At 54.4% G+C, this 24,792-nt stretch carries 21 protein-coding genes; 3 read left to right on the top strand and 18 right to left on the bottom strand.

Annotation, left to right across the window (positions count from 1 at the left end):
- Nucleotide 1: 1 nt before the first annotated feature.
- Nucleotides 2-700 carry a response regulator transcription factor gene (locus BUA28_RS04005; RefSeq protein WP_072766844.1) on the bottom strand — a complete coding sequence of 233 codons (699 nt, stop codon included), beginning with the start codon at nucleotides 698-700 and terminating at the stop codon, nucleotides 2-4.
- A gap of 212 nt (nucleotides 701-912) precedes the next feature.
- On the opposite strand from BUA28_RS04005, the gene BUA28_RS04000 reads away from it, so the two are divergent.
- Entirely contained in the window at nucleotides 913-1,413 is a 501-nt protein-coding gene (locus BUA28_RS04000; protein ID WP_072766843.1) for a Spy/CpxP family protein refolding chaperone, read from the top strand.
- Between the two features lie 1,246 nt (nucleotides 1,414-2,659).
- Here the strand turns inward: BUA28_RS04000 and BUA28_RS03985 are convergent.
- The 3 genes from BUA28_RS03985 to BUA28_RS03975 form a co-directional block, all read right to left on the bottom strand.
- Entirely contained in the window at nucleotides 2,660-3,619 is a 960-nt protein-coding gene (locus BUA28_RS03985; RefSeq protein ID WP_072766840.1) for a cyanobactin maturation protease PatG family protein, read from the bottom strand.
- 151 nt (nucleotides 3,620-3,770) lie between these two features.
- The gene (locus tag BUA28_RS16210; protein ID WP_256598225.1) at nucleotides 3,771-3,893 is read right to left on the bottom strand and encodes a hypothetical protein; all 123 of its coding nucleotides are present in this window, start codon (nucleotides 3,891-3,893) and stop codon (nucleotides 3,771-3,773) included.
- 777 nt (nucleotides 3,894-4,670) lie between these two features.
- Complete coding sequence (locus tag BUA28_RS03975) at nucleotides 4,671-5,537, bottom strand: S8 family serine peptidase (protein ID WP_072766838.1); 867 nt, start codon at nucleotides 5,535-5,537, stop codon at nucleotides 4,671-4,673.
- 402 nt (nucleotides 5,538-5,939) lie between these two features.
- Between BUA28_RS03975 and BUA28_RS03970 the strand changes: the two genes are divergently transcribed.
- On the top strand, nucleotides 5,940-6,236 hold the full coding sequence (locus tag BUA28_RS03970; RefSeq protein WP_143148428.1) for a hypothetical protein: 297 nt from the start codon (nucleotides 5,940-5,942) through the stop codon (nucleotides 6,234-6,236).
- Between the two features lie 93 nt (nucleotides 6,237-6,329).
- Here the strand turns inward: BUA28_RS03970 and BUA28_RS03965 are convergent, their stop codons facing one another.
- The 12 genes from BUA28_RS03965 to BUA28_RS03910 form a co-directional block, all read right to left on the bottom strand.
- Nucleotides 6,330-8,282, bottom strand: coding sequence for an AMP-dependent synthetase/ligase (locus BUA28_RS03965; RefSeq protein WP_072766837.1), 1,953 nt, complete (start codon nucleotides 8,280-8,282; stop codon nucleotides 6,330-6,332).
- A 130-nt stretch (nucleotides 8,283-8,412) separates the two neighbouring features.
- Nucleotides 8,413-9,315, bottom strand: a complete 903-nt coding sequence (locus BUA28_RS03960) for a tyrosinase family protein (protein ID WP_072766836.1) — start codon at nucleotides 9,313-9,315, stop codon at nucleotides 8,413-8,415.
- Nucleotides 9,312-9,794 (bottom strand): hypothetical protein, encoded by a 483-nt coding sequence (locus tag BUA28_RS03955; protein WP_072766835.1) that lies wholly within the window; start codon nucleotides 9,792-9,794, stop codon nucleotides 9,312-9,314. The genes BUA28_RS03960 and BUA28_RS03955 overlap by 4 nt, the downstream gene beginning before the upstream one ends.
- 91 nt (nucleotides 9,795-9,885) lie before the next feature.
- The gene (locus tag BUA28_RS03950; protein WP_072766834.1) at nucleotides 9,886-10,623 is read right to left on the bottom strand and encodes a hypothetical protein; all 738 of its coding nucleotides are present in this window, start codon (nucleotides 10,621-10,623) and stop codon (nucleotides 9,886-9,888) included.
- Between the two features lie 303 nt (nucleotides 10,624-10,926).
- Nucleotides 10,927-12,036, bottom strand: a complete 1,110-nt coding sequence (locus BUA28_RS03945; RefSeq protein ID WP_072766833.1) for an ABC transporter permease — start codon at nucleotides 12,034-12,036, stop codon at nucleotides 10,927-10,929.
- 3 nt (nucleotides 12,037-12,039) lie between these two features.
- Nucleotides 12,040-13,278 (bottom strand): ABC transporter permease, encoded by a 1,239-nt coding sequence (locus BUA28_RS03940; protein ID WP_083569864.1) that lies wholly within the window; start codon nucleotides 13,276-13,278, stop codon nucleotides 12,040-12,042.
- Nucleotides 13,275-15,089, bottom strand: a complete 1,815-nt coding sequence (locus BUA28_RS03935; RefSeq protein WP_072766832.1) for an ATP-binding cassette domain-containing protein — start codon at nucleotides 15,087-15,089, stop codon at nucleotides 13,275-13,277. Before BUA28_RS03935 ends, BUA28_RS03940 begins: the two co-directional genes overlap by 4 nt.
- On the bottom strand, nucleotides 15,086-16,108 hold the full coding sequence (locus tag BUA28_RS03930) for an HlyD family secretion protein (protein ID WP_072766831.1): 1,023 nt from the start codon (nucleotides 16,106-16,108) through the stop codon (nucleotides 15,086-15,088). Before BUA28_RS03930 ends, BUA28_RS03935 begins: the two co-directional genes overlap by 4 nt.
- Nucleotides 16,109-16,222: 114 nt before the next feature.
- The gene (locus BUA28_RS03925; RefSeq protein WP_072766830.1) at nucleotides 16,223-16,639 is read right to left on the bottom strand and encodes a hypothetical protein; all 417 of its coding nucleotides are present in this window, start codon (nucleotides 16,637-16,639) and stop codon (nucleotides 16,223-16,225) included.
- 15 nt (nucleotides 16,640-16,654) lie between these two features.
- A complete protein-coding gene (locus BUA28_RS03920; RefSeq protein WP_072766829.1) occupies nucleotides 16,655-17,515 on the bottom strand; it encodes a hypothetical protein in 861 nt (286 codons plus the stop codon).
- A 194-nt stretch (nucleotides 17,516-17,709) separates the two neighbouring features.
- Nucleotides 17,710-18,639, bottom strand: coding sequence for a universal stress protein (locus BUA28_RS03915; protein ID WP_072766828.1), 930 nt, complete (start codon nucleotides 18,637-18,639; stop codon nucleotides 17,710-17,712).
- Nucleotides 18,640-19,052: 413 nt separating this feature from the next.
- Nucleotides 19,053-20,504 (bottom strand): ankyrin repeat domain-containing protein, encoded by a 1,452-nt coding sequence (locus BUA28_RS03910; RefSeq protein WP_083569863.1) that lies wholly within the window; start codon nucleotides 20,502-20,504, stop codon nucleotides 19,053-19,055.
- Between the two features lie 570 nt (nucleotides 20,505-21,074).
- Here BUA28_RS03910 and BUA28_RS03905 point away from each other — a divergent pair.
- Nucleotides 21,075-21,383, top strand: coding sequence for a putative signal transducing protein (locus BUA28_RS03905; RefSeq protein WP_072767067.1), 309 nt, complete (start codon nucleotides 21,075-21,077; stop codon nucleotides 21,381-21,383).
- A gap of 120 nt (nucleotides 21,384-21,503) precedes the next feature.
- Here BUA28_RS03905 and BUA28_RS03900 read toward each other — a convergent pair whose 3' ends face one another.
- Complete coding sequence (locus BUA28_RS03900; protein ID WP_083569882.1) at nucleotides 21,504-22,325, bottom strand: OBAP family protein; 822 nt, start codon at nucleotides 22,323-22,325, stop codon at nucleotides 21,504-21,506.
- 107 nt (nucleotides 22,326-22,432) lie between these two features.
- On the bottom strand, nucleotides 22,433-24,646 hold the full coding sequence (locus BUA28_RS03895; protein WP_083569862.1) for a TonB-dependent receptor family protein: 2,214 nt from the start codon (nucleotides 24,644-24,646) through the stop codon (nucleotides 22,433-22,435).
- Nucleotides 24,647-24,792 lie beyond the last annotated feature (146 nt).

Here is a 24,792-nt window from a genome sequence, read left to right as displayed (position 1 = left end):
GTCAGTTACGTGAATAAATATAACCAACGCCTCGGACCGTCTTGATCCGCTCCTGTCCATCGGATAGCGGACCCAGCTTTTTACGCAGATTGCTTACATGCATATCTAGGCTGCGATCATAACGGCTCAATTTACGACCAAGCGCACGTTCGGAAAGATCGGCCTTTGACACCACATTGCCGGCTTCGCGCAACAGTACGCTCAACAGGCTGAATTCCGTGCTGGTCATCGATACGGGATCATCGCCGCAGGTTACGGTACGTGAACCAAAATGCATAACAAGATCATCCATCGCAATCTGATCAAGGCGTTCTTTACCACAATGCAGCTCGCCTTGTGCCTCTGCTCTTCTCAGGATTGCACGGATCCGTGCCACCAGGACACGAGGATGGGATGGTTTGGCTAAATAGTCATCCGCCCCGAGCTCAAGCCCGACGATGCTGTCGACGTCATCTCCACGCGCCGTTAACATCAACACGGGAAGCAAGGACTGCACTCGCAGTTCACGCAATACATCAAAACCGTTCCGGTTCGGCATCATCACATCCAGTATCAATAGATCATACTCGTTAGCCAGGGCCTTGCTCAAAGCCATGTCGCCATCATAAGCAGCGTCGACGTTGAATCCCTCTTCCGTCAGGTAGTCGACCAGCATGCGGCTCAGCTCGATATCGTCATCCGCCAGTAGTATGCTCGCCATCCGTTTTCCCAAGTCAAACTGTTGCAAATGCTTACGTGATCCATTTGTCTTGAATATTGCCAAATTGAGGCGAACAAATATAGCGGCCTCTGGCTTCTTTACACAAATTTACGCTTCCTTAACCCTACTTGACATTGCCTGGCTTTATCCTTTGTTCAAGCCGTGAAGGTTCACGGCGACATTCGTTAAACGCAATCTAGAGGACCAGGCTAATGAAAACAATCAAGAAAATTTCACTGATCGGTGGTTTATTAATAAGCAGTATCGCTGTGGCAGTTCCGCAACCTGACACGGATTCCAAAGATGGCGCACGCGGATGCCATCACGGCAAACACGCCAAAATGATGGGGCAAGGCATAAAAGGCGAAGGACGTTTGCTGGACAGGATGGCGGATCGCCTCGAACTTACTACGGAACAGCGTTCATCGGTTAAAGCCGCTTTGGAAAAGTCGAAGCTGCAAATGACAGCGATAAAAGAAAAGATGCGGACAAATCGCAAGGCGTTAAGAGAACTCGGGCGAGATGGCAGTGACGATAGCCGAGTACAAGCATTGGCACGAGAACGAGGTGATCTGGTGGCAAGCCTCGTCATTGAGCGAAGCAAAATACGCAGCGATATTCACCAGATTTTGACTGATACGCAAAGGGAACAGATGAAGCAGATGCGTTGGAAGCACAGACATGACGGGCATGGGCATGACGATAAGGGGTAAAGCATAACGCTCGCCAGCGGCTTGCCAAAGCGGCCGCTGTCATTTACCGATACTGGAATTCATACTCTCCGCGCGAACTCATGAACAGGGGGAGCGGATACCGAAAGGACACCAGATCGATGCAACCGTAGAGCAAACGCAATATGGATGCGAACGGGTTATGAGCGATCCCGCAGTTCCGTTACACCCTCTCTCTCTGCACAATGGTTACAGCAGAATATTACCCCGTTCTTTTCCAGACCATGACCTATAATTCGCACGCCGCAATGCGCGCAGGTAGGGGCGAGCATCTGAATTGCACATTCAAAGCTATCAAAAGTATAGGTTTTGTTAGAAGCGATAATCTGAAAAGATTTATCGTAGTCATTCCCGCATCCATCACATTTCGGCATAAAGCCCTCCTATATTAATATAGCTGAAAACCGGCAACGCGAAGCGGCAATTCGTACCTAACGTGATCGAAACAAAGCCTGCTCCCGTCCGTTTTGCATCTCCTGATAGTTTCCGTTAAAGATTGCCCTATGTAGTGCGGTACCTGGACTCTCTAATCTGCTCCCACGTCGATCGAGGCCTGATGGCCAAGCTCCTCTAATCAAGGCGCGGAGCAAGACCTCTGGCTCCCATCAGAACACTGCCGGAAACCTACACAGGGGCCACAGCTTGGGCGTGGCGGAGTACATTGTCGGCGGCATGCCGGGCCGCACTGAAATGGCGGAATGCCTTCCTGAATGCATTCACGGAAGCATTCGGGAAAACAAGACGGATCGGAATCGATCTGTGCAGGATTTATAACGCCATCGGCTTGGTGGAGCATGCCGATCATGTGGTAGGGGTTGATTGCCTTGTACAACGAAGCTTCAGCTGTAAACCCTGGGATGTTCGTTATGTTCATTTGTCACCTCCGAATTAGTGAGGATGGTAGTAGAGGATGCTGCTGCGCAGCCATGAAGGCTGGGCAGCAGCATCCTCAAAACGTCGCACGAACCAACCCCCATGGTGGGATGGGGCATAAGGTGGCGTCACAGCTACAAACTCCTGACGCGGGATTGCAATCGCAAAATAGTGTGCATCCCCGATTGAGATCTATCGTTCGTATTATTTGCGGGATTATCGCCGAGGAGTTATTAGCAAAAACATCCTGCTTATTCGCAAGATAATTCCCAGCTTTTTTATAGATCGACGATTCCGCAGTAAACCTTGGCATGTTCATGATTATCTCCTTTCAGCTGATTCAGTTTGATACCGGTTATCGATCGTAGTATGGCGACATCTTGGTGACCAAAAACGGAAATTCCTCGGTTGCATCAACGCGCACAAAGAACTTCTCGGTGAAATCGGTATTGCGATTGGTATATGAAAAGACGACTTTTAAAATTTTTCGGGTGCTGCTCAACGATGATTGGATCACTTCAATCCCCGTCAGTGAATACTCGTCGCCGAATTTTTCTGCGGCTTTGGCATAGATGGCGGGATAACGCATCGCCAGGTAGTTGAGCACCCGGTGCTCGTCGGTTGCCCCGGCGTTGTCCGTCATTTGCATGATCCGGTCGAACAGTTCCTCGGCCGCGGGCCCGAATTGCTCATCAGCCATTTTCTCCGGCTTGGGAATGGCTTTTATAAGTACATCACGGCCGAAAGAATAGATCTGGTCGAATACGACTATCGGCACCATCAAGCCGTTACACATTTCCGGCGGTGCAATAGGGCCGCGCAAACCAATGACGACATCGATGTCATTGGGAGCGGGAGCGGGGCGGATAGCATCCACCAGCATGTCGATATCCGCCGGGTCGCGCGGCTGCAACAAGTAGGTTTCCAGGCCCTGTACCGTCAGCACCCAGCATAACTGGCGCACGAGGTAACGGTTCTCCCGCTGGGACAGAACAGCATGAAAAGCTTGCTGGTCCGTCTTTCCGGCAGTTTCTGTACGTCCGGTCGCCTGGGAAAATTCCTTTTCCGCGGAAAGGTTCGGGAAGCGAGCTTCGACCCGGCCGATTGCATAGACATAAGAGACCACTCCAGTACCATTTGAACTTATGTCTCCAGCTCCCCCGCAACCACAGTTTCCGCTTCCCCCCTGCGGTGAGATTGCCATGTTTGAGCGGGCATCGGGATAAGGCGTGGCGTCCCGTACGTCATTCACCTTGATCGGTTGGTCCACTAGTTGTTCCCTCTGCTGTTCCTTTGCTTCAGTTTGTTCGCTCATATTGCTACTCCTTAAGTAGTAGGGGGTGTTAACGATGTTCAAAAATCCGGAAAATCCAGGCTCAAGAAATTCTCTGTAGCCGAACGCAGCGCCTTAAAAAAAGATAGCACCCTGTCTGTTCCTATTTTTTAGGGACAGGACTGGCCAGGGCTTATGCACACATCATCACATCTCCCGCTTGCACAGCTACCGCAGCACCTCCTGCCCGGTGGGCAGCAGCCACTGCCACCACCTCCCCCTCCGCCACCACTGCCACCGCCGTCTCCGCCCCCACCAATATCAGGAATGCAATCTCTGCAGAAACCGTAAAGGCTTATTCCCAGGCAGCCGACCCAGCAAGCACCACAGGCTACCGGGCAGCCAAGGCAGGCGCTGGTACATAGAACAATACATCCTGCTATCGCCCCTCCACAGGTAATGCTTTTAATCCATCCACACCCCTGGGGGCATCACAACTGTGTTCCATTACTTCGAAAAATCCCGCCAACCGCAAGCTGGTAGCGATTGCTAGTCTGGTAAAGGACGTTTCTGCGGTAAATCCTGGCATGCTCACGATATGTCTCCTTTCAGGTAGGTAAGGTTACCGGTCAGGTCTCGCCAGCCATCTGCGGATAGATTCCGGCATATTTGCACAAGCCGGTAAGAGCCTGGGAAAGCGCCGTCACCCGATCGGCCTGCCGCCTGTTTCGCTGCTTCAGCTCGTTCATTCATACTGTCGCTCTTCATTTATGTATGGGCGAAGCTGCTAACGATGTCAAGAAACCTGCAAAACCGACTTTAAGAAATTCGCTACCTCGTCCGCCTTTGGCTGAAGACCAGCCAGCGGTTAAGTGCAGTTGCCCGGCTTTCACAGCCGCCGCAAGGCTTTATTCCTAAATAAGCGGTTGCACGCTTAACCGCATCGCCAAGCCCAATCTCCTCTTCGGTGATAAATCCGGGGAGACGCACTCGATGCGGCCGGGCTTGGTTTTTATCGGAAGCGTCATTTCTTTCGCCTGGTTTATCGTCAGGTACGTTTTTGCCGACTGATTTTGCCACGCATTTTCCCCCTTCAACTTGCAGTCAACAGGCTTTGGTAGGCTACCGCCGCGTCCAGCAGAGGCGGCACGACCGAAGCTCGCCGCGGCGCAGACGCTTTCGTAGCAGCAAGCTTGATTTGCGCCGCGGTTGCCGTGGAAAATTCCGACCACAGCAGAGCAATGGTGCCGGTCACAAACGGCACAGCGACGCTCGTACCGCCCAGCGTGAGCGTCTGCCCACCGGCGCCCAGGCTGGTAATACTATCGCCAGGTGCGCTCAGGCCGCGCATGCCGATGGAACCGCCCAGGTTCGATTCGTTTATCGGCCTGCCACGCAAATCGCAGGCCACCACCGGGATGACCCACGGATGACGCGTAATGGCAGAACTGCCCAGCGTGCCCTGATTGCCCGCCGCCGCAATGATGAGCACGCCGCGCCTGAGCGCCTGGTTGAGCGCCTCTTCCAGCGCCTGTTCCCCTTTGACGGAAGGCTGTGCCAAGGCAAGGCTGAGGTTTATAACGCGCGCACCCGCGTTGATGCACTCGAGAATCGCTACCGCCAGCTCCTGCGGCGTTGCGCTGGGCATGTGTTCGCGCCCAAAAGTTTTCTCGCTGAAAATCGGGCGTATGAGAACAGTACAGCCGGGACAGATTGCGGGCGCAGCAGAACCTCGCTTTGCGGTTAGGATGCCCGCTATAAAGGTTCCATGCACGCAAGCTGTGCTATTGGCCTGCGTGCAGGTAGCACCGTTCTGGCCGGGAATCTCACGCAAGCGATCTTTTGCCAGATCGGCATGGCCGCTGGAGACGGGTCCATCAATGAGCCCGATCTTCATGTCCGGGCTGCCGCTGGTGCGTGCCATCAACGCCGTGAGCTTGACTAGTTCGGTAGGGAGCATAGAGCTTATCTAAATATTCCCTATTCCCATATCGTTCAGTACGCTATCGAACATAGGGTGACAAACTTTCTTGAGTTGCTCAGTTTACCTGTAGCTGCTTGCCAACTTATTCGCCTCTCACTGGAAGACAACAACAGTCCGAGCGGCTCGTTGAAAACTTTCAAGCTGGCCGACTTGGTTTCGTTGCTTTCATGACGCGTGTGCGCGAGGCGAATAAGGAAGTTTTAATATAAGGAATCCGGGCAAGCCTGATGATTCCGGTTGAGCTGGCCCGGCTTTGCCCGAATAGCCTCTCTGCAAAGAGTCATTCAGTCAGCGTGAGAGTTGCGTGCGCCATCGTACAGAGAGAAACGCGCTCGCCATCTATAGTGGCAACCTTGAAAATGACCAGAGGTGGCTATCATGGATTATGTGAAACCTGTTCTTACCGCGGCGATGCTCGCGCTGGTATTAACCGGATGCGATTCCAAGCAGGAAAATAAGCGGGAAGAAGTACTGGAAAAGAAAGCGGATATCGTGGAACAAAAAGCCGATGTGGTACGCGATCGGGGTGAAGCGACGGCTGATCGGATTGAAAAGCGGGATCCTGGTATGGATAGCAGCGCTACCGACCGCGCGGCTGAGGCTGCCCGCGAGTCTTCGGAGACGCGTGCCGATCAGATGGAGGACCAGGCGGATCGCATCCGGGAAAAAAAGTAAGGGTTTAATAAGATTAACCATCGCATTGCAGAGTGTAGGCTGCTGGGACTCACGTGCACCTACTTTCAATCTGCAGGGGCGGAGGCCGAAGCTTCATTCAGGTTCAGATTCCTGATCATCAGGTTTTTTATACAGTTCGGCGATCTTGTCCGCGAAACGTTTTTCCACTTCCGGACGCTTCAGCTTCAAGGTGGGCGTTAGAAGGCCGTTTTCCACACTCCACGGTTCGAGTGCCAGATGTACGGCGCGAATCCGAGCGTACTTTGGAAAACTGCGCAATGCGGTTTTAATCCTGTTTAGAACAGCAGCTCGCGCAGCGGAATGCGCCAACGACTTTGGTTCGTTGGCCTTGAGGCCGAGGCCGGTCGCAATATTCTCCCATTCGCGCTGGTTCAGTACCAGCAGCGAAGCCAGATAGGGCTTGCCTTCGCCTACTATCATCGCCTGGTCGAATAAGGGGTCCTGAACAATGGCTATTTCCAGATCGCCGGGAGGGACTTTTTCGCCCGTTGAGGTGACAAGTATTTCTTTGAGCCGCCCGCAAATGAATACATGATCGTCAGAAATGCGGGCTTGATCGCCGGTATGAAGCCAACCTTCCGAATCGACGGCAGTCCGTGTCTCCTCCGGTTTATTCCAGTAACCAAGCATGACGCCGGGGGCGCGAGCCAACAGTTCGTCTTTATCGCCAATGCGAATTTCAACCCCCGGCAATGCCATACCTACCGATTCGGGAATATTATCGTCCAGGCGATTGGCTGCAAGTACCGGTGAAGCCTCGGTCAGACCGTAGCCCTGCACTACCGGCAGCCCTAGTCCGATGAAATATTGCGAAATGTCCTTATTGAGCGGCCCTCCCCCACTTACCGCAAGCCGTAACCGGCCCCCAAAGTGAGCCAGAATCTGTTCCGCGACCAATGGCCTTAACACTGGCCAGGCGAACTGATACCACCAGCGGGGCGCTTCCTGTCCCTTCCCCTCCACCGGCTGCTTCCCCCTGTGCTGCACCTGCCTGTATTGCCTGCTGCTGAAGCGTTCCCAGCCGATGGTTGTAGTCCAGCCGAATAACAGTCTGGCGAGTCGTCCTTTCTCCTCTATTTGCTGGCGCATTTTGATACGAATACCCGCGTAAATTTGTGGCACGCCGACAAGTATGCTGGGACGAATGGCCTTCATATCCTCGGCCAGATCCTTGAGAGAACGCGCATGCGCCACGCTGCTGCCAGCCATGACAGGAACATAATAGCCGACGGTGCGTTCGAACATGTGCGAAAGCGGCAGTAATGAAAGATAAACATCTTCGCGATAGCCGGGTATGGCCTTGAGCACTGCCTCGGCATTCCACAGAATATTGTGATGGGAGAGCATGACCCCTTTGGGTTTGCCGGTGGTGCCGGAAGTGTAGACGAGCGTCGCAATCACCCCGGGATCAGTAAGACGGGACTTGTCTGCGTCAGCCTCGCCATCAGCGTGAACATCGCCTTGGCCATTGGCCTGGTCTTCGACTGGCTGAACTCTGGCAGCCTGATCGGGTCTATCGAGCCAGTCGTCCACACCCTCCAGCATTACCCGGTTACCGGCGGCTGAGATAGGATGTTCGACGCATAACACCTTCCCCAAACCAGTGAGATTGGAACACAGCGGAGCAAGCGTTTCCCACCGTCTTTGAGTCCCTATCAGAAGCAGGCGAGCCCCTGAGTCAGCCAGGATATAAGCGATATTGTCTGGCGCATCCGATGGGTATAGAGGCACCACGACAAGCCCCAGAGCCAGCGCGGCCTGATCGAAACATACCCATTCCACAGAGTTGCGCAGCAGGATACCTACCCGTTCGCCAGGAGCGAAATTCTCCTGTGCAAGGGCTCGCTTCCAGCGCCCTGCTAGCGCCCCCGTTTCCTGCCAGGTATAGCTTCGCCATGTTTTGCTTTCGGCATCGAACCACCAGTAAGCCGCGGAATCCGGCGTTCGCTTGATGCGCAAGGCAAACAGCCCGGGCAGCGTCCCTGCCTCCGTACATGAAATGATGTCAGTATTTTGCGATCCCATGAGTCAGGGGCTTGGAAGTGCCAGCGTCGAAGCTCATCATGCTTACCATGGGCGTATTGGTACCAGTACCTAGCCAATGCGCTGCACTCCGTAGCGTCAGGATGTTGATCCGAGACAGTCAGCGATCCAACTAAACCTGCAGTTCCGTCAGATCCGAAATCGTGTCGTACTCGTAGTACCTTTTGTAATCCACCATATCTCCTGGGGTGACAGTGTCCTCATAAATGCTGTACAGCGCATCGTCAATCCGGTGAAACTGGAGGGTATCGGGGGCAGTCATGTCCGGCAAATAGCTTGAATTCAGGTGTCTTTCCTGCCAGGCGGCCCAGATTCGGTCTACATTGCAGTGATGCAGAAAGAATACCGGATCATTGGGCGATGATGACCGTCCCATATCTCCGCCAATCCATACATGCACGCTGTTGTGTATGCGTTCGCTACCGACCCAACCTTCCACCAGATTGCGCAAGCCACCCGCCGAAGACGAACTAAACGGCGAGGTATCGTACGCTGCCTGATCCCGTATAATCATTCGCACCCCAGTTCGGGTAGGAAGTCTTCCCGCATCGCCGAGTTCACGTTGCAGCGATCGGTTTACCGGCCGCAAGTCTCCTGTCCTCAGGCTCATCTCAAGGCGAACCCGCCAATCGGAGCCGGCGAATTGTCCCAGATTTCCATTGCTCCATATGGGAGCTGTGGCAGGTTCGGATAACTCCGCATCCGCTGTCCAGTCCCAGTAGGGAATCCTGAATTCGCTGTCATTCACCGCCCGGCGTAAAAATCCTTCCAGGGTGATTAGAAAATATCTATGCCAGGGTAAAAATGCAGGGCCGGAGTGGGCCGCATTGCGGTCATTTTGATTGGGCGGGGTCATCAACATCATCGACTGGTGATGCCAGAAAACGAATGAGTCATAGATCGACAACCCATCCCGGCCAGGCCATGGAAACTGTGCCGGGTCTTTGAGCCTTCTTACCCCATCAATGAACTTCTGAGCAGCATCGGCGTCAGTAAGAAAATTGTGGCGGATCATTGGTGACCTCCACCGTGGTTAGGATTATGGTCATGCTCGGGACCTGGATCGGATTCAGAGAACGCATCCGGATAGGCATCCATCACTTGTTTCATCAGATCCACGGCGGAATCGTAAGTTACAAACGGTGTTGCATGCGTATAAACTTGCCCGTCCTCATCAACGGAAAGGTGCAGGTCCGCCGGCTCTCCGTCCACCTCGACGAGGTAAGTAGTGATGATCTTGATATTGTGCCCGTTATGCGTAAGTTCGCGCACGCTGGTGGCTTCGTGCTTGCCATGTTCCCCATGAGGTTCGATATATGTCGGAAACTGTTTCTTTACCCAGTCGGGGTGGGATTGTGCGCCTTCCGTTGGCGAGTAGTTTTTTAAAACTGAGACATCCGGATTAATGATCGAGTCTTTTGGCCCTTTTCGAGCAGGCTTCGACTCTTTGCCCTTTTTAGCGCTTCCCTTGGTAGGCGCGTTCTTTTCGTCCATGATAGTTCCTCCATAAAAACCTCAAAAACAAAGAGGCGCTAATCTTTTAACCCCGGTCTTCGTCCATTCTTTTTCATTCAAAACATTTGATTCAAAGAATAGGGATATCTTCCGCTACGCCTTTGAGGTTCAGTACCTCATAGGTAAGTTCTGCTCCAATCGGGTTTATCACGCGACCCCTGCTTCGGATCTTGATCCCGATAGTATCGAATTCCTGCCGTGCCTCCCCTCCAATGTTAACCGGCGGCAAAACCAGCGCAAAATCCACACCGCCCGCATCCGCGTTGGGTCTGAGGATCACTGAGATGAGCAATCCCAATATCGTTTGCTCCTCCGAGATTTCATCCCCCCTGAAGACCAGTTCGCCCTCAACGCCGTGATATTCAAGCTGAGCATCCGAAGGTTTTTCGGTCGCTCCTAATGGAGTGAGTGCTTGGGGAAAAAATACGATGCGGGTAGTCTTGTCGCGATCGCTCAAAGTAAAGCGGTTGGGTTGCCGATCGGGCTGGCCGGAATCATCCAACAACGCCGTTTTTGAATTTTGCGAAGCATGTATCCGGACCCCTTTTACATCTGACGTTAAATTTTCCATGCTAAAAGTGGCTTCAATGGGAGAAATCACCTGCGTCGCAACTCCTTCAGGAGGATCTGCAACAAAATTGAAATCGTAAATACCATTCGGGGGCGCTTGAATATAGATGTAAGGATCCAGTTTGGGATTGGACCAGCCACCGGTGGGTACGGTACCCGATGCCGTAATACGTAATTTGGGCGGAAAACTTTCCAGGACGGCAAGTTCGATTTCAGCGACTTCCAGAATTTTTTCCATATCAGTTCCAGAACGTTGGAGACGAGCTGACATTGCTGCTTCACTGTATCGGCTTCTAAGTTCTTTATAGGTTAGAAAATAGAAAAGGCAAGAATGAGATTCAACAAAACGACCAGGGCACAGGGGCCTGCCGAGATTGCCGTTACACCGCCAATTACCCTTATTAACCCGGGGCAGTAGCGCGTGTTCAGCCTTAAAGAGGAAATTCGCTATAAGTACGAGGACATAAAGTATGGCTTGCAGACCGATAGAATGCCGGGATAGAACTGATGCAGACTTCCTCCGCAGCTTTTTGCAAGTCCCTTACAAAAGACGATTACGGAACAGCCAGGCCGCCAGCGGTAGTGTGATAGCAGATATGATCAGCAGGGGAATCAGGTCATGGACGACTGTCAGCAACCCGACCCCCTCCAGGTAAACGCGCTGCGCCAGATCGATCGCGAAGCGCAACGGATTGATCAGCGTGGCGGTCTGCAAGAATTGCGGCATGTTGCGCACCGGCGTAGCCAGTCCGGAAAGCAGTACCAGCGGCATGATCAGCATGAAAGTGTAAAGCATGGCCTGCTGCATGTTAGCCGAAACCGCCGAGATCGACAGTCCCATGCCGACGCTGGCAATCGTGAACAGGCCCAGCCCTGCGTAGAGTGTCACCAGTGAGCCTGCCATTGGTATATTGAACCAGAACAGCGCTACCGCCAGCACGATGGTGGATTGCGTCAAGCCGATCATGACGATTGGAACGGCCTTGCCGATCATGACTTCCGTCGGCGAAAACGGTGTCACTAGTAACTGGTCAAAAGTGCCATTTTCGCGCTCACGAGCAACAGACAACGCAGACAGCATCAGCGTCTGTATCATGCTCAACGAGGCTATCAGACCTGGCAGGATATTCCAGCGGGTCTCGAGATTTGGATTGTACCAGGCACGTGGCTCGACGGTTAGCGGCGGCCCGGTCCCGCCGCGCAGCGTCGCGTTGAACGAATCGATGACTGCACCGACATAGATCGCGGCGGAGCCGGCCGTATTCGAATTGCGTGCGTCGAGGATCAATTGTACCGGCGCGAATTCGCCTGCATTCAGTTGTTGCTCAAACCTTGGCCCGAACTGGATCACGATCAGTGCATCTCCACTGTCGATTACCCGGGCGATATCGCCCTGCGTCTGAAGCATTGCGACGCGATGAAATACGCCGGTACCATCCAGATGAGCGATCAATTCGGTTGATGCAGAGCCACGGCTTTGGTCCAGCAAGGCATAAGGTACATTGGTCAGGTCATAGGTAGCCGCATAACCGAAAAGAAAACTTTCTATCAATGAGGGAACGACGAGGATGACTCGATTGGCGGGATCCTTGAAAATAGCCAGTAACTCTTTCCGGCACAGGCTGGCGATACGGCGCAGGAAATTCAGCATTTATCAATCCAGCTTCTTGCGGGTAACGGCCCGTGCCAGTCCCAGCAGCACCACGGCATAACCCGCCAGGATCGCGCAGTTCTTGAAAATCAGCAGCCATATGTTACCCGCCAGGAACAAAGTCCTGATCAGTTCCATGAAATACGTAGCCGGCAGCGCGTTGCCGATAAGGTGGATGACAACCGGCACATTACGCAAGTCGAAAAAAAAGCCCGACAGCATCAGCGCCGGCATGAAACTGGTAATCAGTGCGAGCTGGCTGGCCAGGAACTGGTTCCGGGTAACCGAAGAAATCAGCAGGCCCAGTCCCAATGCTACCAGCAGGTAAAGCATCGAGCTGACAAGCACTATCAGCAACGAACCGTACATGGGCACCTCGAACAGGAAGCGCGCGGCGAGCAGGCACATGCCCAGGCCGAGCATTCCCACCATAAAGTACGGAATGATCTTCGCCAGCAGTATCTCGGTGGGTCGTACCGGGGAGACAAACAATGCTTCCAGTGTGCCGCGTTCCCATTCCCGTGCCATTACCATCGCCGTGAGGAAGGCGCCGACCAGGGTCATGATCAGCACGATCAACCCAGGTACAAGGTACCAGGTGCTGGTATTGGCGGCGTTGAACCACATCCGTTGAATCAGTGTGACCGATCCCGGGGCGGCGATGCCTACGCCCGCCCCTGCTACCATTCCACGATCGCTCTGACGTTGCGCCCATTGACTCAGTGCACTGCTGACATAGCTGCGTATGATAAGTGCACGACTGGCGTCGGAACCATGCAACAGCAATTGCACTTGCGCGTTCCCGGCCGCCAGGCGGCGCGAAAAATCGCTCTGTACCTGCACGATGGCATCCACCTCGCGCGCCAGCATCAGGCGCTGCGCGTCATGCATGGAGGTAACCACTACCGGCGAGATATATGCGGAGAGCTCCAGGCCCGCGATGACATCAGCCGCCACGGGCGAAGGATCTTCCAGCACTACCGCCACTTTGGCATCCCTGACATCGAGTGAAAGTCCATAGCCAAAAATCAGGATCAATACGAGAGGCAGGCCGATACCAATAATCAGGTTGCTACGGTCACGCAGTAGCTGGCGAATTTCCTTGCGGGTCAGGGAGATCAGGCGCGACCGGAACCCCCTGATACCTTTATGTCCCTCGTACCCATTATCCGCTTTATCCACCTTGTCCGATTTCTCCGCGGGAAGCCCCTTGCTGCCTGGCTCTGTTCCGGCTTCGTTCATGGGTTGGCCTCCCCGGCAGGGCTTTCGCTGTTTTTCCGCCGCTCCTGCTCGATAATGCGGATGAAGGCCTCTTCCATATTCAATCGGGCGCCCTCTCCACCCGCTTGCATCCGTACCTCCTGCGGTGTGCCGAGCGCCAGCAGCCTGCCGGCATCCTGGATGACAATACGATCGCAGTACTCAGCCTCTTCCATGAAGTGAGTCGTAATGATAATTGTCGTGCCCACCTCCGACAGCGCAGTGATACGCCGCCAGAATTCCCGGCGCTTAAGCGGATCGGTGCCACTGGTGGGCTCGTCAAGGAACAGGATCTCGGGCTCGTGCAACAGGCCGACGGCCATGGCCAGGCGTTGCTTGAACCCACCCGGTAATTGCCCGCTCGGCGACTTCTCCCTGCCCTCGAGGTCAAACTGCTGCATAACGGTATCGATGCGCTCGCGCAAGCGCTTGCCATACAATCCATATGCGCTACCGAAAAACTCCAGGTTTTCCATTACCGAGAGATCGCCGTAAAGCGCGAATTTCTGCGACATATATCCTATCCTGCGGCGCGCTACCGCGCGAGCACGCAGAAGATTGAAGCCGGCGACCTGAAGAAAACCGCTGGTAGCCGGCAGTAGGCCGCAAAGCATCCGGAAGGTCGTAGTCTTACCTGCGCCGTTGGGGCCTAGCAGGCCAAAAATTTCACCTTGCCGAACCGAGAATGAGAGATGGTCCACTGCGATAAAATCGCCGAACTTGCGCACAAGGTCACGCACCTCGATGACAACTTCATCCGGCTCGCGTTTAGCGTTATCTTCCCCGTTACCTCCGTTTTTCGTCCCGCCGGCGGCTTTCGATATCGCTGTATCCATAGGGGCGACATCGTGCCGTTCGCGCAGCAGCACCATAAACCCGTCTTCCACCCGTGCTTCGACCGCGGTGGCCGGGATACCGCCAAGCAAGCTGTCCAGGCGCTGTGGGTCCACCTCGGCCCGGCGAATGAAGCGCACAGATCCACCGTAAGGAACCGCATCAATGATGCAGTCGGCGTCATCCAGCAAGCGCGCCTGGAGGATACGCAAAGGTTGACCTTGCGGCGGTGTAACGATGAAGCACAGGTTGCGCGCGTGTTGGCGAATTTCTTCCGGGGTGCCTTCAGCCAGCAGCTTGCCTTCCTGAAGAACGAAAACCCGGGCGCAGTGCTCGGCTTCATCCAGATAAGCAGTGGTAACCAGTACCGTCAACTGCTCGTCGTCAATCATTTGCTGAACTATCTCCCAGAGCTCCCGGCGCGACAATGGGTCGACACCCACCGTCGGCTCGTCGAGCAACAGCAACTCGGGCGAGCGCACGAGAGTACAGGCCAGGCCCAGCTTCTGCTTCATGCCCCCGGAAAGCTTGCCTGCCGGGCGCGCGGTGAAGCGTGCGAGATCGGTCATCTTTAGGAGCCTTGCGTAGCGGTTCCGCCGCATTGCTTGCGGCACACCATGCAGGTCGGCGTAGAGGTCGAGGTTTTCCTGCACGCTGAGATCTTCATACAGGCCGAAGCGCTGCGGCATGTAGCTGATGCGGTCCTGTACCGCCTGCGGATCGGCTGCTACATCAATGCCCAGTACGTCGAGCCGACCTTCATCGGCCGTCATCAGCCCGGCTATCATCCGCAGCAAGGTGGTCTTGCCTGCGCCATCGGGACCAACCAGGGCAGTGAGCGAACCCATCTGCACTTCAAGCGAAACATCAGCGACAGCTTGAGTCGATTTCCCCGTTTCCTTGACCAAAAAACGTTTATGGACGCGGTTCGCGATCAACGCGACTGCCGGGCCGCTCATCGATGCGCCGTTCCAGCGAGGCTTTTGGCGTCTTGCAAGGGGATGAACACCGTCGCTGGCATGCCCAAGCGCAGACGATCGCTGACATCTTCGACAAAGACACGTACTTCATAGACCAGGCTGGTGCGCAGTTCTTCGGTCTGCACAATTTTAGGGGTAAACTCAGCAACCGAGGAGATATAGCCGACGCGGGCCGGAATCGACTGATCGGGATGGCTATCGGTGACCACGCGCGCACTCATGCCAGGTTTGATGCGGCCCAAATCCACTTCCGACACGTAGGCGCGCACCCATTTCGGGTCGGTAATCGCCAGCGTATAAACCGGACGTTGCGGTGAAGCCATATCGCCCGGTTCCAGCAAGCGCGAGCGCACGACGGCATCGATGGGGGACTTCAATTCGTACAGGCTGAGCTGATGCTTGAGCAAAGCCAGCTCAGCCTGCGAAACGTTCAATTGTGCCTCGGCCTGGGCGATGTCCTCCTTGCGGGGACCGATCACGGCCAATTGCAGCGCCTTTTGGTTGTTTTCCAGCTGCGCCTCGGCCACGCGCTGGCGCGAACGCGCACTGTCCAAATCCTGTTGGCTGACCGCCTCACCGGAAGTCTGCTCGATATTTTGCAAACGCTTGAGGAGCTGTGCGGCAAGATCCGCGTCGGCGCGAGCAGCAGCGACCTCAGCCTTGGCTTGAGCCACCTCTTCGGGGCGTGTTCCGTTCCGCAGCCGTAACAAGGCCTGCTCCTGTACGTTGATCTGTGCCTCGGCCTGAGCGATTTGCAGCCTCAGGGTACGGGTGTCGAGCGTGGCCAGGACTTGTCCGGTCTCCACCCGATCGCCTTCCTGCACGCGCATATCGGCGATCCGTTCGCTCCCGTTGAAAGCTAGCGAGACCTGGCGAATATCGACATTACCGAAGAGCACCAGCGTATCCTTGTCGCCTGCGTGCCTGGAGAAATACCAGCCTCCCACCACCGCGACAATAATGGCAAGCACAGCCACCAGGATAAACCTTTTTTTCATGAGCGCATGGTCAGTTTACCCATAGCAGTACTCAAATTCAGATCGACCTACACAGCCCGGTACCAGCCACAAGAAGCTACAAGAAGCCGGAACATCATTGCGCTGAAGGCGTCATCAAACCGGACCATCAGGCCTGATAATGGCTTCAGCGGCATCTTCCAACGCCACTATCCCGGCGGGAATCGACGCCACGTTGCCGGATGAAATTGCACCGGCCAGCAGGACCAGCGCTGAAGCGAGGTCGAGCACCTGCTTGAAGCTTGCGATATGCTGAATCGCAGACTTGGCGCTCTCTACGTTGGACTGCAGGCGTGCAACAGGAACCTTGCTTTCCGCCAGGACGAAGCTGACGGCGCTGGTGTAGATGCTTGAGGCGGTGTTTAGAAGCGTAATCTCCCGCTCATCGAGCTCATCCCATTGGACTTTGCTCAGACCGGCACGGTTTTTAAAACGCCAATCTCCAAGCGCAATCGCAGCGTCGCGAAACTGGTTACCTAGCTCGAAAGCCTCATTTTCTGAAAGCTTGTCCATGGCTTTATTCTCTGTTCACCGTGAAACATCTAGTAAATCGCGATACGCCGCCCGCAGCGCGTCGACATATGGTTTGAATTGTCGTTCCAGCTCTTCATCGCCAAGGCTATCCCGGTGATCAAATAAATACTGGTGGCCTTGTGCGATTTTCTCCAATATAACGTCATAACGTTGGGCAGCGCGGAGCCGATCATCCACACGACGGAGTGCTTCTACCCTGGCCTCATTTGCCAATGCCATTGCAACGGGTTCCTGGGGATTATTTGGCGCGAGTATGAAGTTATCATAATACCTTCCCACTAGCGCGAATTCGACCTGCAAATCGGCGGCCATGCCCTTCACGACAATCTTGCGGGTCGCCTTGATCACGTCCTGAAGCGGCTTATTGGCATCGCGAATCAGTTTACTGATTTCATGCTCCCGGTATGCGGCCGTAACAGTGCGCGCAAGAAGGGTCGATAGCGCGCCAACCGCGTCCTTCTCGTCATCGCTGAGTAGCGTCACTTTGTTGAGGCGTTCGCTGAGGTCATCAAGAGATTTGTCATAGGTCCGAATTTCGCCGGCGGCAAGACCGCCAAGGCCCTGCATGTAATCCGCCACGGTTTGCTGGAGCACATCGAGACCAGCTCGCTGCGCTTCCCGGCGCATCTTCTGTGCTTCCAGCTCGCTATGAAATTTCTGCGGCTGATATTGCTTGCGCCTTTCGAGTGCTCCGATATAGTCCCTTGTAAGCGCATCATGGGTGGCAGCACTCGACGAAAGCGACGCGAATGCTTTTATTTCCTTGAAATTGGCGCATCCGGACACAACCGTCATCAAGAAGGTCACGGTTAACGCCAACCGGAAGAGCCCGGTTATTCCAAGAGCACGAACCATATGTTATTTCCTGTAGCGCTACGTAAATAACTGATGTTCTTTAAACGGGAGTATCACGGAAATTGAGATGCCAACTCCATTTTCCGGCTCATTTTATTGTAGTCGGAAAAGGACAGCGTTGCTTATTGCTGGGCTTGGGGACCCTGGGAGTTCGGAGACACCAGGAAGACCTGGCTGAATCCCTTTCCGCTAAGCTACGCCAACTGGACCGGCCCGGTCACAATCAGCACATCGCAAAAACATTGCTCGATGACATGTCGTGAGACGCTTCCCAGCAGCAACTCCTCGAAACGGGATCGCCCATGTTTTCCCATCACGATCAAATCCGCCTTTATAGACTTTGCGTGGTCGTAAATGACGTGTCCGGGATGACCGAAAGCGACTGTCCGGAACAAAGCGTGACGGCCGGGCCGATGATCAGCCTTGCGGCCAGTTTGAAGGCCCACTATAAACTCGTTTAAATCGAGACGCGCATCTTCCGCAGCTTTGACATGGTAATCGTGGATAGTGTCATGAGCAGCATTCAGGTACTGCATTTGCTCTTCCAGCACGACATCGAACACGTGCAGGAAAGTTATGTGCGCCTCCGGTGCGATTTCCAGCGCCATTTGCGCCGCACGTCTCGAATTCTCAGAAAAGTCTACTGGAACCAGTACCCGGCGATAGGGCTCTGTGGTCTGGTTCTTTACCAGTAATAAGGGCGTTTTACTCATGCGGGCCAATTTATCGGCGGTGTTGCCGAGAAAAAGGTCAGTAAAAAAATTGCCACCGTGCGCGCCTATAACCGTTAACTTCGCAGCCAATTCATCTGCTCTGGCAACGATTTCCTCCTCGGGGCGCCCAAACTTGACGGTAGGGGCACAGCGAACGCCATAATTGTCCTGCAACAGATTGCAGATAAGTTGTAACTCGCGCATAACGCGCTCGACCAAGGCGGCCTCGGCCGTTGCGGGCGTTTTCTTCAGGACAAGGCCCAGCGCGTTCGGTAATCCGCTTTCCTTGACATTCAACAGCTCAACCGAATTCCAGTTCAGGCTGGCGCATAGCATCGCGGCGCGTGTCCCGGCACGCCCGGCAAACTCGGACAGGTCGGTTGCCACAAGAATTGTTCTGATATTCTGCACGTCGTCTCCTCAATAGGAGTTGAAGTCCCGGCATCGCTTGCCTGCCCTGAAACTCCGCCATGTTTTAATAAAGCACATTGACGATTCCAGGAATACCGCCCCCGTATCGCTGACAAATGGGCTCATACGCGATGAATTCCACAGAATTCGATGTGCTTGACGAGAGCGCCCGCTGTTCGGTGAATCTCCGGGATTGGAGAGACGAGCATATCAAATAACGGAGTCGCGTGGCGGCGCTTTGAGATGATGCACGTTGGGATGATGCATTAATAAGACGTCCTGCGCGACCTCTCGCAAACGAGCGAATTCCCTCGGGCTGAGATGTTGCCGTATAGAAGTAATTTATCCGAGAAGCAATTCCTCTGCTTCAGGAAGTCGTGACCAGCCCGGCTATGCGGCAAAACTTCCGGGTTTCATTTTTTGGCGCCAGCCTCTTCGAGGAGTTGCACTATTTCCTGGTGGCCATTTTGCATCGCTATCTTCAGCGCCGTGGCACCGGCCTTCGACTTGGCATGCAAGTTGGCGCCTGCGTCTAGCAGCGCACGCGCCACGTTCTGACGGCCGTCCTGCGATGCCATCATCAGCGCGGTGAAGCCATCTTTTGATTTGGCATTTACATCCGCGCCGGCGGCAAGCAGCACATATACCACTTCCTGCCGGCCATCCTTCGCCGCCGCCATCAAGGCAGTAATGCCGCCCTTCGATTTGATGTTCGCATCGGCCCCGGCCTCCAGCAACTCATGCACCACCAACTGGTGGCCTTCTTTCGCTGCCGCCATCAGCGCCGTAACCCCATCAGTTGTCCTGGCATTGACATCAGGCTTGGCCGTAAGCAGTGCCTGCGTGACCTTATGGTGTCCCCTCTCCGACGCAAGTATCAAAGCGGTTACGCTATTGCCTGCATGAGCATTCACATCGGCCTTGGCGGCAAGCAGCTCATGCACCACCATCAGGTGACCTTCCTGCGCCGCCGCGATCAATGCGGCCACATCATTGTTCGTCCTCGCGTTCACATCGGCGACGGCTGCGAGCAGCATCTGTACCACGTCCGGGTGATTCATTTCCGATGCCATCAGTAAAGCCGTGAGACCATCTTTTGTCCTGGCATTTACTTCAGCTCTTGCGGCAAGCAACGTCTGCACCACCATCTGGTGCCCATTCTGCGATGCCATAATCAAGGGTGTCGTGCCATTGTCCATGCCCGCATTGACGTCGGCTCCCGCAGCCAGCAGTTCCTGGACCACCCGATGGTGACCATTTTCAGACGCGATCAGCAGCGCTGTGAGACCGTCATTCGTCCTGGCGTTCACATCGGCCCCGGCCGTGAGCAACTCTTGCACGACGATCCGGTATCCTTCCTGCGACGCCGCCATCAGGGGGGTGACGCCGTTGCCGGTGCTGGCGTTGACGTCGGCTTTGGCGTCAAGCAGTGCCTGTACAACTCGAGGAAACCCACCCTCCGACGCTATCAAAAGCGCTGTCAAACCATCGTTTGCCTTGGCGTCCACATTGGCGCCCGCACCCAGAAGCGCCCGTACTACCTGCCGGTTGCCCACCGCCGCCGCTGCCATCAATGAGGTGGCGCCGTTGGTCATGCTGGCATTCACATCGGCCTTCGCGGCAAGCAATGTCTGCACTACCGCCAGATGACCTGTGGTCGACGCGGCCATCAACGCTGTGGCGCCATCTCCCCTTCTGGCATCTACATGGGCTTTGGTTCCAAGAAGTGTTTTGACCTGGGGAAGATCGCCCCTCCTGGCCGCGACAAGCAGGTCACTGTCGGCCCATGCCGCTGCTGAAGCCCAGCACGAGCCCATTAAAGCTATCATCATGCCTAGAACACGCATTCTTCGCGATGCAATCATTCAGATCTCCTTGGTATGGTTTCATTACCTTGGCTTTTGTCCATAGACATCGGCAGCGAGAAGAAGAGCAGGAAAATCGATCACACGAGCCAGAGCTCCTAGGCGATATTCAATTACACCCTATCTTATCTTGGAAGTTCGAGCTTCCAGATACGTCACGACCGCCGCAATTCGCCCACTTTATTGAGCCTGTAACGGCGATAAATAATTTTGCTATTACGCTTAAACCCGATTACAACCTATCTGAGCTGAAAAGCTCAGCAGCCGTTATATCATGGACGAACATTGGCTACTACCCCAACCGATTAGTGGATATTAGCGCTGATTTACAAGCCTGTAGTCCCTGTTTCCCGCAGAAGATGTCCGGATGAAAGGCCCATCTTTTACTGTCGCTTTCGCCGCTCTCCCCTGCTCGCCGTGAGCTTCTGTCACCGAACCGCGGTATTTTTTCTATGCTATCCTGATCAATAGCGCTCATGCGAGTCAATCTATCTGCGATGTCCCTGAAGAAAATTATTGCGGAGTATTTTTTGATAAGCTTGGCGAATAACCGTGCAGGAAATTTCGAATATGAAAAAACTCTGTACCGCCGCCAATCTCATGGAAGCGCAAATCAAGCTCGATCTCCTCGGGCACGCCAACATAGACGCACGGCTGTTTAATGAACATGCGCAGGGCGGCCTCGGAGACATCCCTTTTACCCATGCTTATCCAGAGGTTTGGGTGGTTGACGACAATGATCTTGCAAGAGGCCAGGTAATTGTCAGGGCTTTCGAAAAAACCCCGGTTGAAACACGTGTGGTTTTCTGCCGGGTGTGCACAGAGGAAAACCCGCGTAATTTTCAATTATGTTGGCGGTGCGGAGCAGGGCTCGAATGAAACCGGTGCCATGAAAGATATGATGATTGGGAATAGCCGACTTGCATTGGCAGCTCGGGAATCAGATTGGAAAAATATCCCAAGTAATTGGCGCGGAGCCGGTAAAGCTGGAACCACTGTCTAGTCAACCTTGCCAGCGCTCTTCCGATCTATGACGGCTGGGATATCTTTGGTGGGCCGGGCGAACTTCCCCTTGAGATCATCAACGCCTGATTGAGGCCTGGCGAACTGTTCCAGGTCTGCACGCCGCCGGCGCTCTTCTGAACTGTTCAGCTTCAGCCTCTTATCCCGCTTTTCGACCAAGCCAGGGATCGCTTCTCCATCGCGATTGAAAGACCAGCCAAGCATCGGCGCACCCAATGGCATCTTATCGCCGGGGTTTCCTTCATAACCCGTATTCCAGACGTGCCAGGTTTTGCCATAGCTGTTCATCTTCCCCTTCATCAACTCTTTTTCCGCGGCTTTCGGAATACCCGGGGCAACTAGCTGCCCGGTAAGAATTTCACCATTGTGAGGATGCCAGTATTTTCTTTCGGCTTCCGGCAAGGCAGCAAAAAGCTTTTCGGAAATAATGTATTCGATGCCATTCAGGTTCGCTTCCTCCGTGTTGTCATCAAATAATACGCACTGTGCAAAATCCTCATTTACCTGATGACAGTAATGATGTGCCTCCATCTGGTCTTCCGGAGAATCCTTCATCGGATGAAAACCGACAAGATAGATGTCAAACGGTTTTAATGGAGACTTGCCTTGAAGAAGTTTTGCACCCAACTCCAGCGCCCGTGTTTTGGCCGTCTTTTCCTCCCCGGCGGGTATCGTGTCAGGCAGCGAGCTTGCTTGCGCCATTTGCGTGAGGGAGCCTGCTGCAGAGGCAGTTGGTATTGCGGCGGGTAGTAAAGCAACACATAAAATAATGCGGAAATTTAAACGCAGCCCGTCCATATTATCTCCTTCATATCCCAATATCTCCTTCATATCCCAATTTTTTATTATAGGGATACTGCCGCACGTTTCGGTACGGTAGCGCACAAGGTATAAACAACCGCTGGCTAAAATGTGTACCTTGCGCTCATCCCCACTATTACGTTCCTCCCCGGCGCAGGTTCGTAAAAGCGGCTGTTCCCTTCGTTTACGATTACCGAGCCCACATATTGCGTATCGGTGATATTGTCCAACCGCAAGAATTCGCTGAGCTTCCAGCCGCCGATCTGATGCGAATAGGAGAACCGGATATTTGCGATGCCATATCGTTTAGCGGCTTCGGTATTGGTATCGTTTGCGAAAACCTTGTCACGATAGATTGCTTCAGCTACTGCCGAGAAACCTGGCAAGCCGCGGCGCCATGCCAACTCCATGTAAGCGGTATTGCGGGGCACGCCAGGCAGAAGGTTACCATTGGCTACGGTTGTGGAAAGCCCTCCCGGTCGGAGGTAGGTATATGAATCCTGGAATTCAGCATCGAGATAGGTATAAGATAAATAGGCGGAGAGATCAGCGCCAAAACGGGAGTCGGCTGAAAACTCGACACCACGGCGCCTCGTGTCAGCCGCATTCTGAAAAGTGGTTCGGCCTCCGGAATTCGTCGCAGGCAATATTTCACCGCTAACCAGCGTTTCAAAAAGTGCCAGATTGACGCGTGTATTGCTCGTTGCCAGCCACTTGACCCCTGCTTCGACATTCCGGCTCTTGCTCGGCCGAAGCGCAAAATTGAGACCTGTTGCACCGTCCGGCCTGTAGGCAAGCTCGGCAAAAGTCGGTGTCTCAAAACCTTCCCCCCCGCTGACGTATAGATTGAGCGTGGGCGTGGCCTTATACAGCAGCCCCAGTATCGGAATAACATTGCGGAAAGTCAGGCTGCCGCTGTCATTAGTGTTATCAGACCGGATAAAAAAATCCTCCGACCTGAATTTCACTTCCGTATGGCGCACTCCAGCAGAAAGTATCCACGCTGGTGCAAACTGCCACTCGGCTTGCACATATTGGCTGAAGCTGGAAACCGTATCGTCCTCGTTGCGACGCATATCTCCGCGTACACCCAACGCCATCCCCGAGAAGTTCTCGAATCCCTTGCGCCTTTCTTTGGAAATCTCATAATCGATGCTCGCAGTGACCGTCAGAGGACGCTCCCCCCCGCTGCGATGCATCCATCTTAAACCGAGTCCGCCAAATTCGCGATCCAGGTCGACAACACCTCCCGAGCTCGTGGCCGGAATTTGCGCGCCGCGCGAGACGGCGAGAAACTGCTCAATTTGCCGGGTCCCCGTATAACCTATCAGCTTGATAGTGTTCGCGGAAGAAAATTTATGCGTATAGACGAGGCCCCCCTGGGTATTGTCGATGCTCTTGCGGGTATTGAAGGTAGTAGCGCTTATATCCGCCTGGCGCGGGTTAACGCTCACTTGAGAGCGCGTGAGCCCGAGCGGATCCTGCGTATTGCCCTGGTGCAGCTCGTTTGCTATCAGGGTGAGCGTGGCGTCCTGATTGACCCGATAGGTAAGCTTTGCACTCGCCTGGTAGCGCGTAGCGGCGCTGTGGTCGCGGTAACCGTCCGTCTGAAAACGCGAAATATCGACCATATAGTTGAACGGACCCGCTACCGCGCCTGCTGTACCTCCCGCACCTGTCCCACCCAGTGTGCCGCCAAGCTTGATTTCACCGCGCGTCGTGCCATAGCTGCCCCCCAGCAGCGTGCCGGATATCATGTGTTCCGCCGGACCATCTTCGGTGAATGCCTGTATCACGCCGCCGGAGGCATTGCCATAGATAGCAGAGAAGGGGCCGCGCAGCACTTCAATGCGCTTGGTCGAACCCAGGTTGATATTGGCAGCTTGACCTTGCCCGTCGGGCATGGAGGCAGGGATGTCGTCAACAATCATTCGTATGCCGCGAATGCCGAAAGTGGAGCGTGCGCCAAAACCGCGGCTGGATACCTGCAGGTCCTGGGCATAATTTTGGCGGTTTTGAATGACCAGGCCGGGAACACGAGAGAGCGCTTCAGAGAGATTGACGCGGGGCTGGGAGTCCTGGATCACCAGCCCTTCCACCACGTCTATGGACATAGGCAACGAGAAACTCGATTGTTCTATGCGAGTACCCGTAATGACGACCGGATGGAGGGTGGATGGAGCCCTTGACGATGAGGCGCTTGGCTGGGCGACTGGCCGAACCGGCAGTTGAGTATCCGGCTCAGCATCCGGCTGTGCCAACAAGGAACCTGATGCCGATGCCAGAATGAGCAATACGATTACCGCAGGAGCCGGCATCGGATTTAACTTCTTCAATGATTTTGACTTGTTGCCGATACATTCCAAAATGAAGAAGGTACAGACCAGGCTGTTCCCAATATTTTGAATTGTTCAGCTGTTGATTGAAGCGGGCATCGGCATAATCGACATATATAGCGTCCTTG

The organism is Nitrosospira sp. Nsp11 (genome assembly GCF_900142705.1).
Classification (GTDB): domain Bacteria; phylum Pseudomonadota; class Gammaproteobacteria; order Burkholderiales; family Nitrosomonadaceae; genus Nitrosospira.
This window is presented reverse-complemented; position numbering and strand designations above follow the sequence as displayed.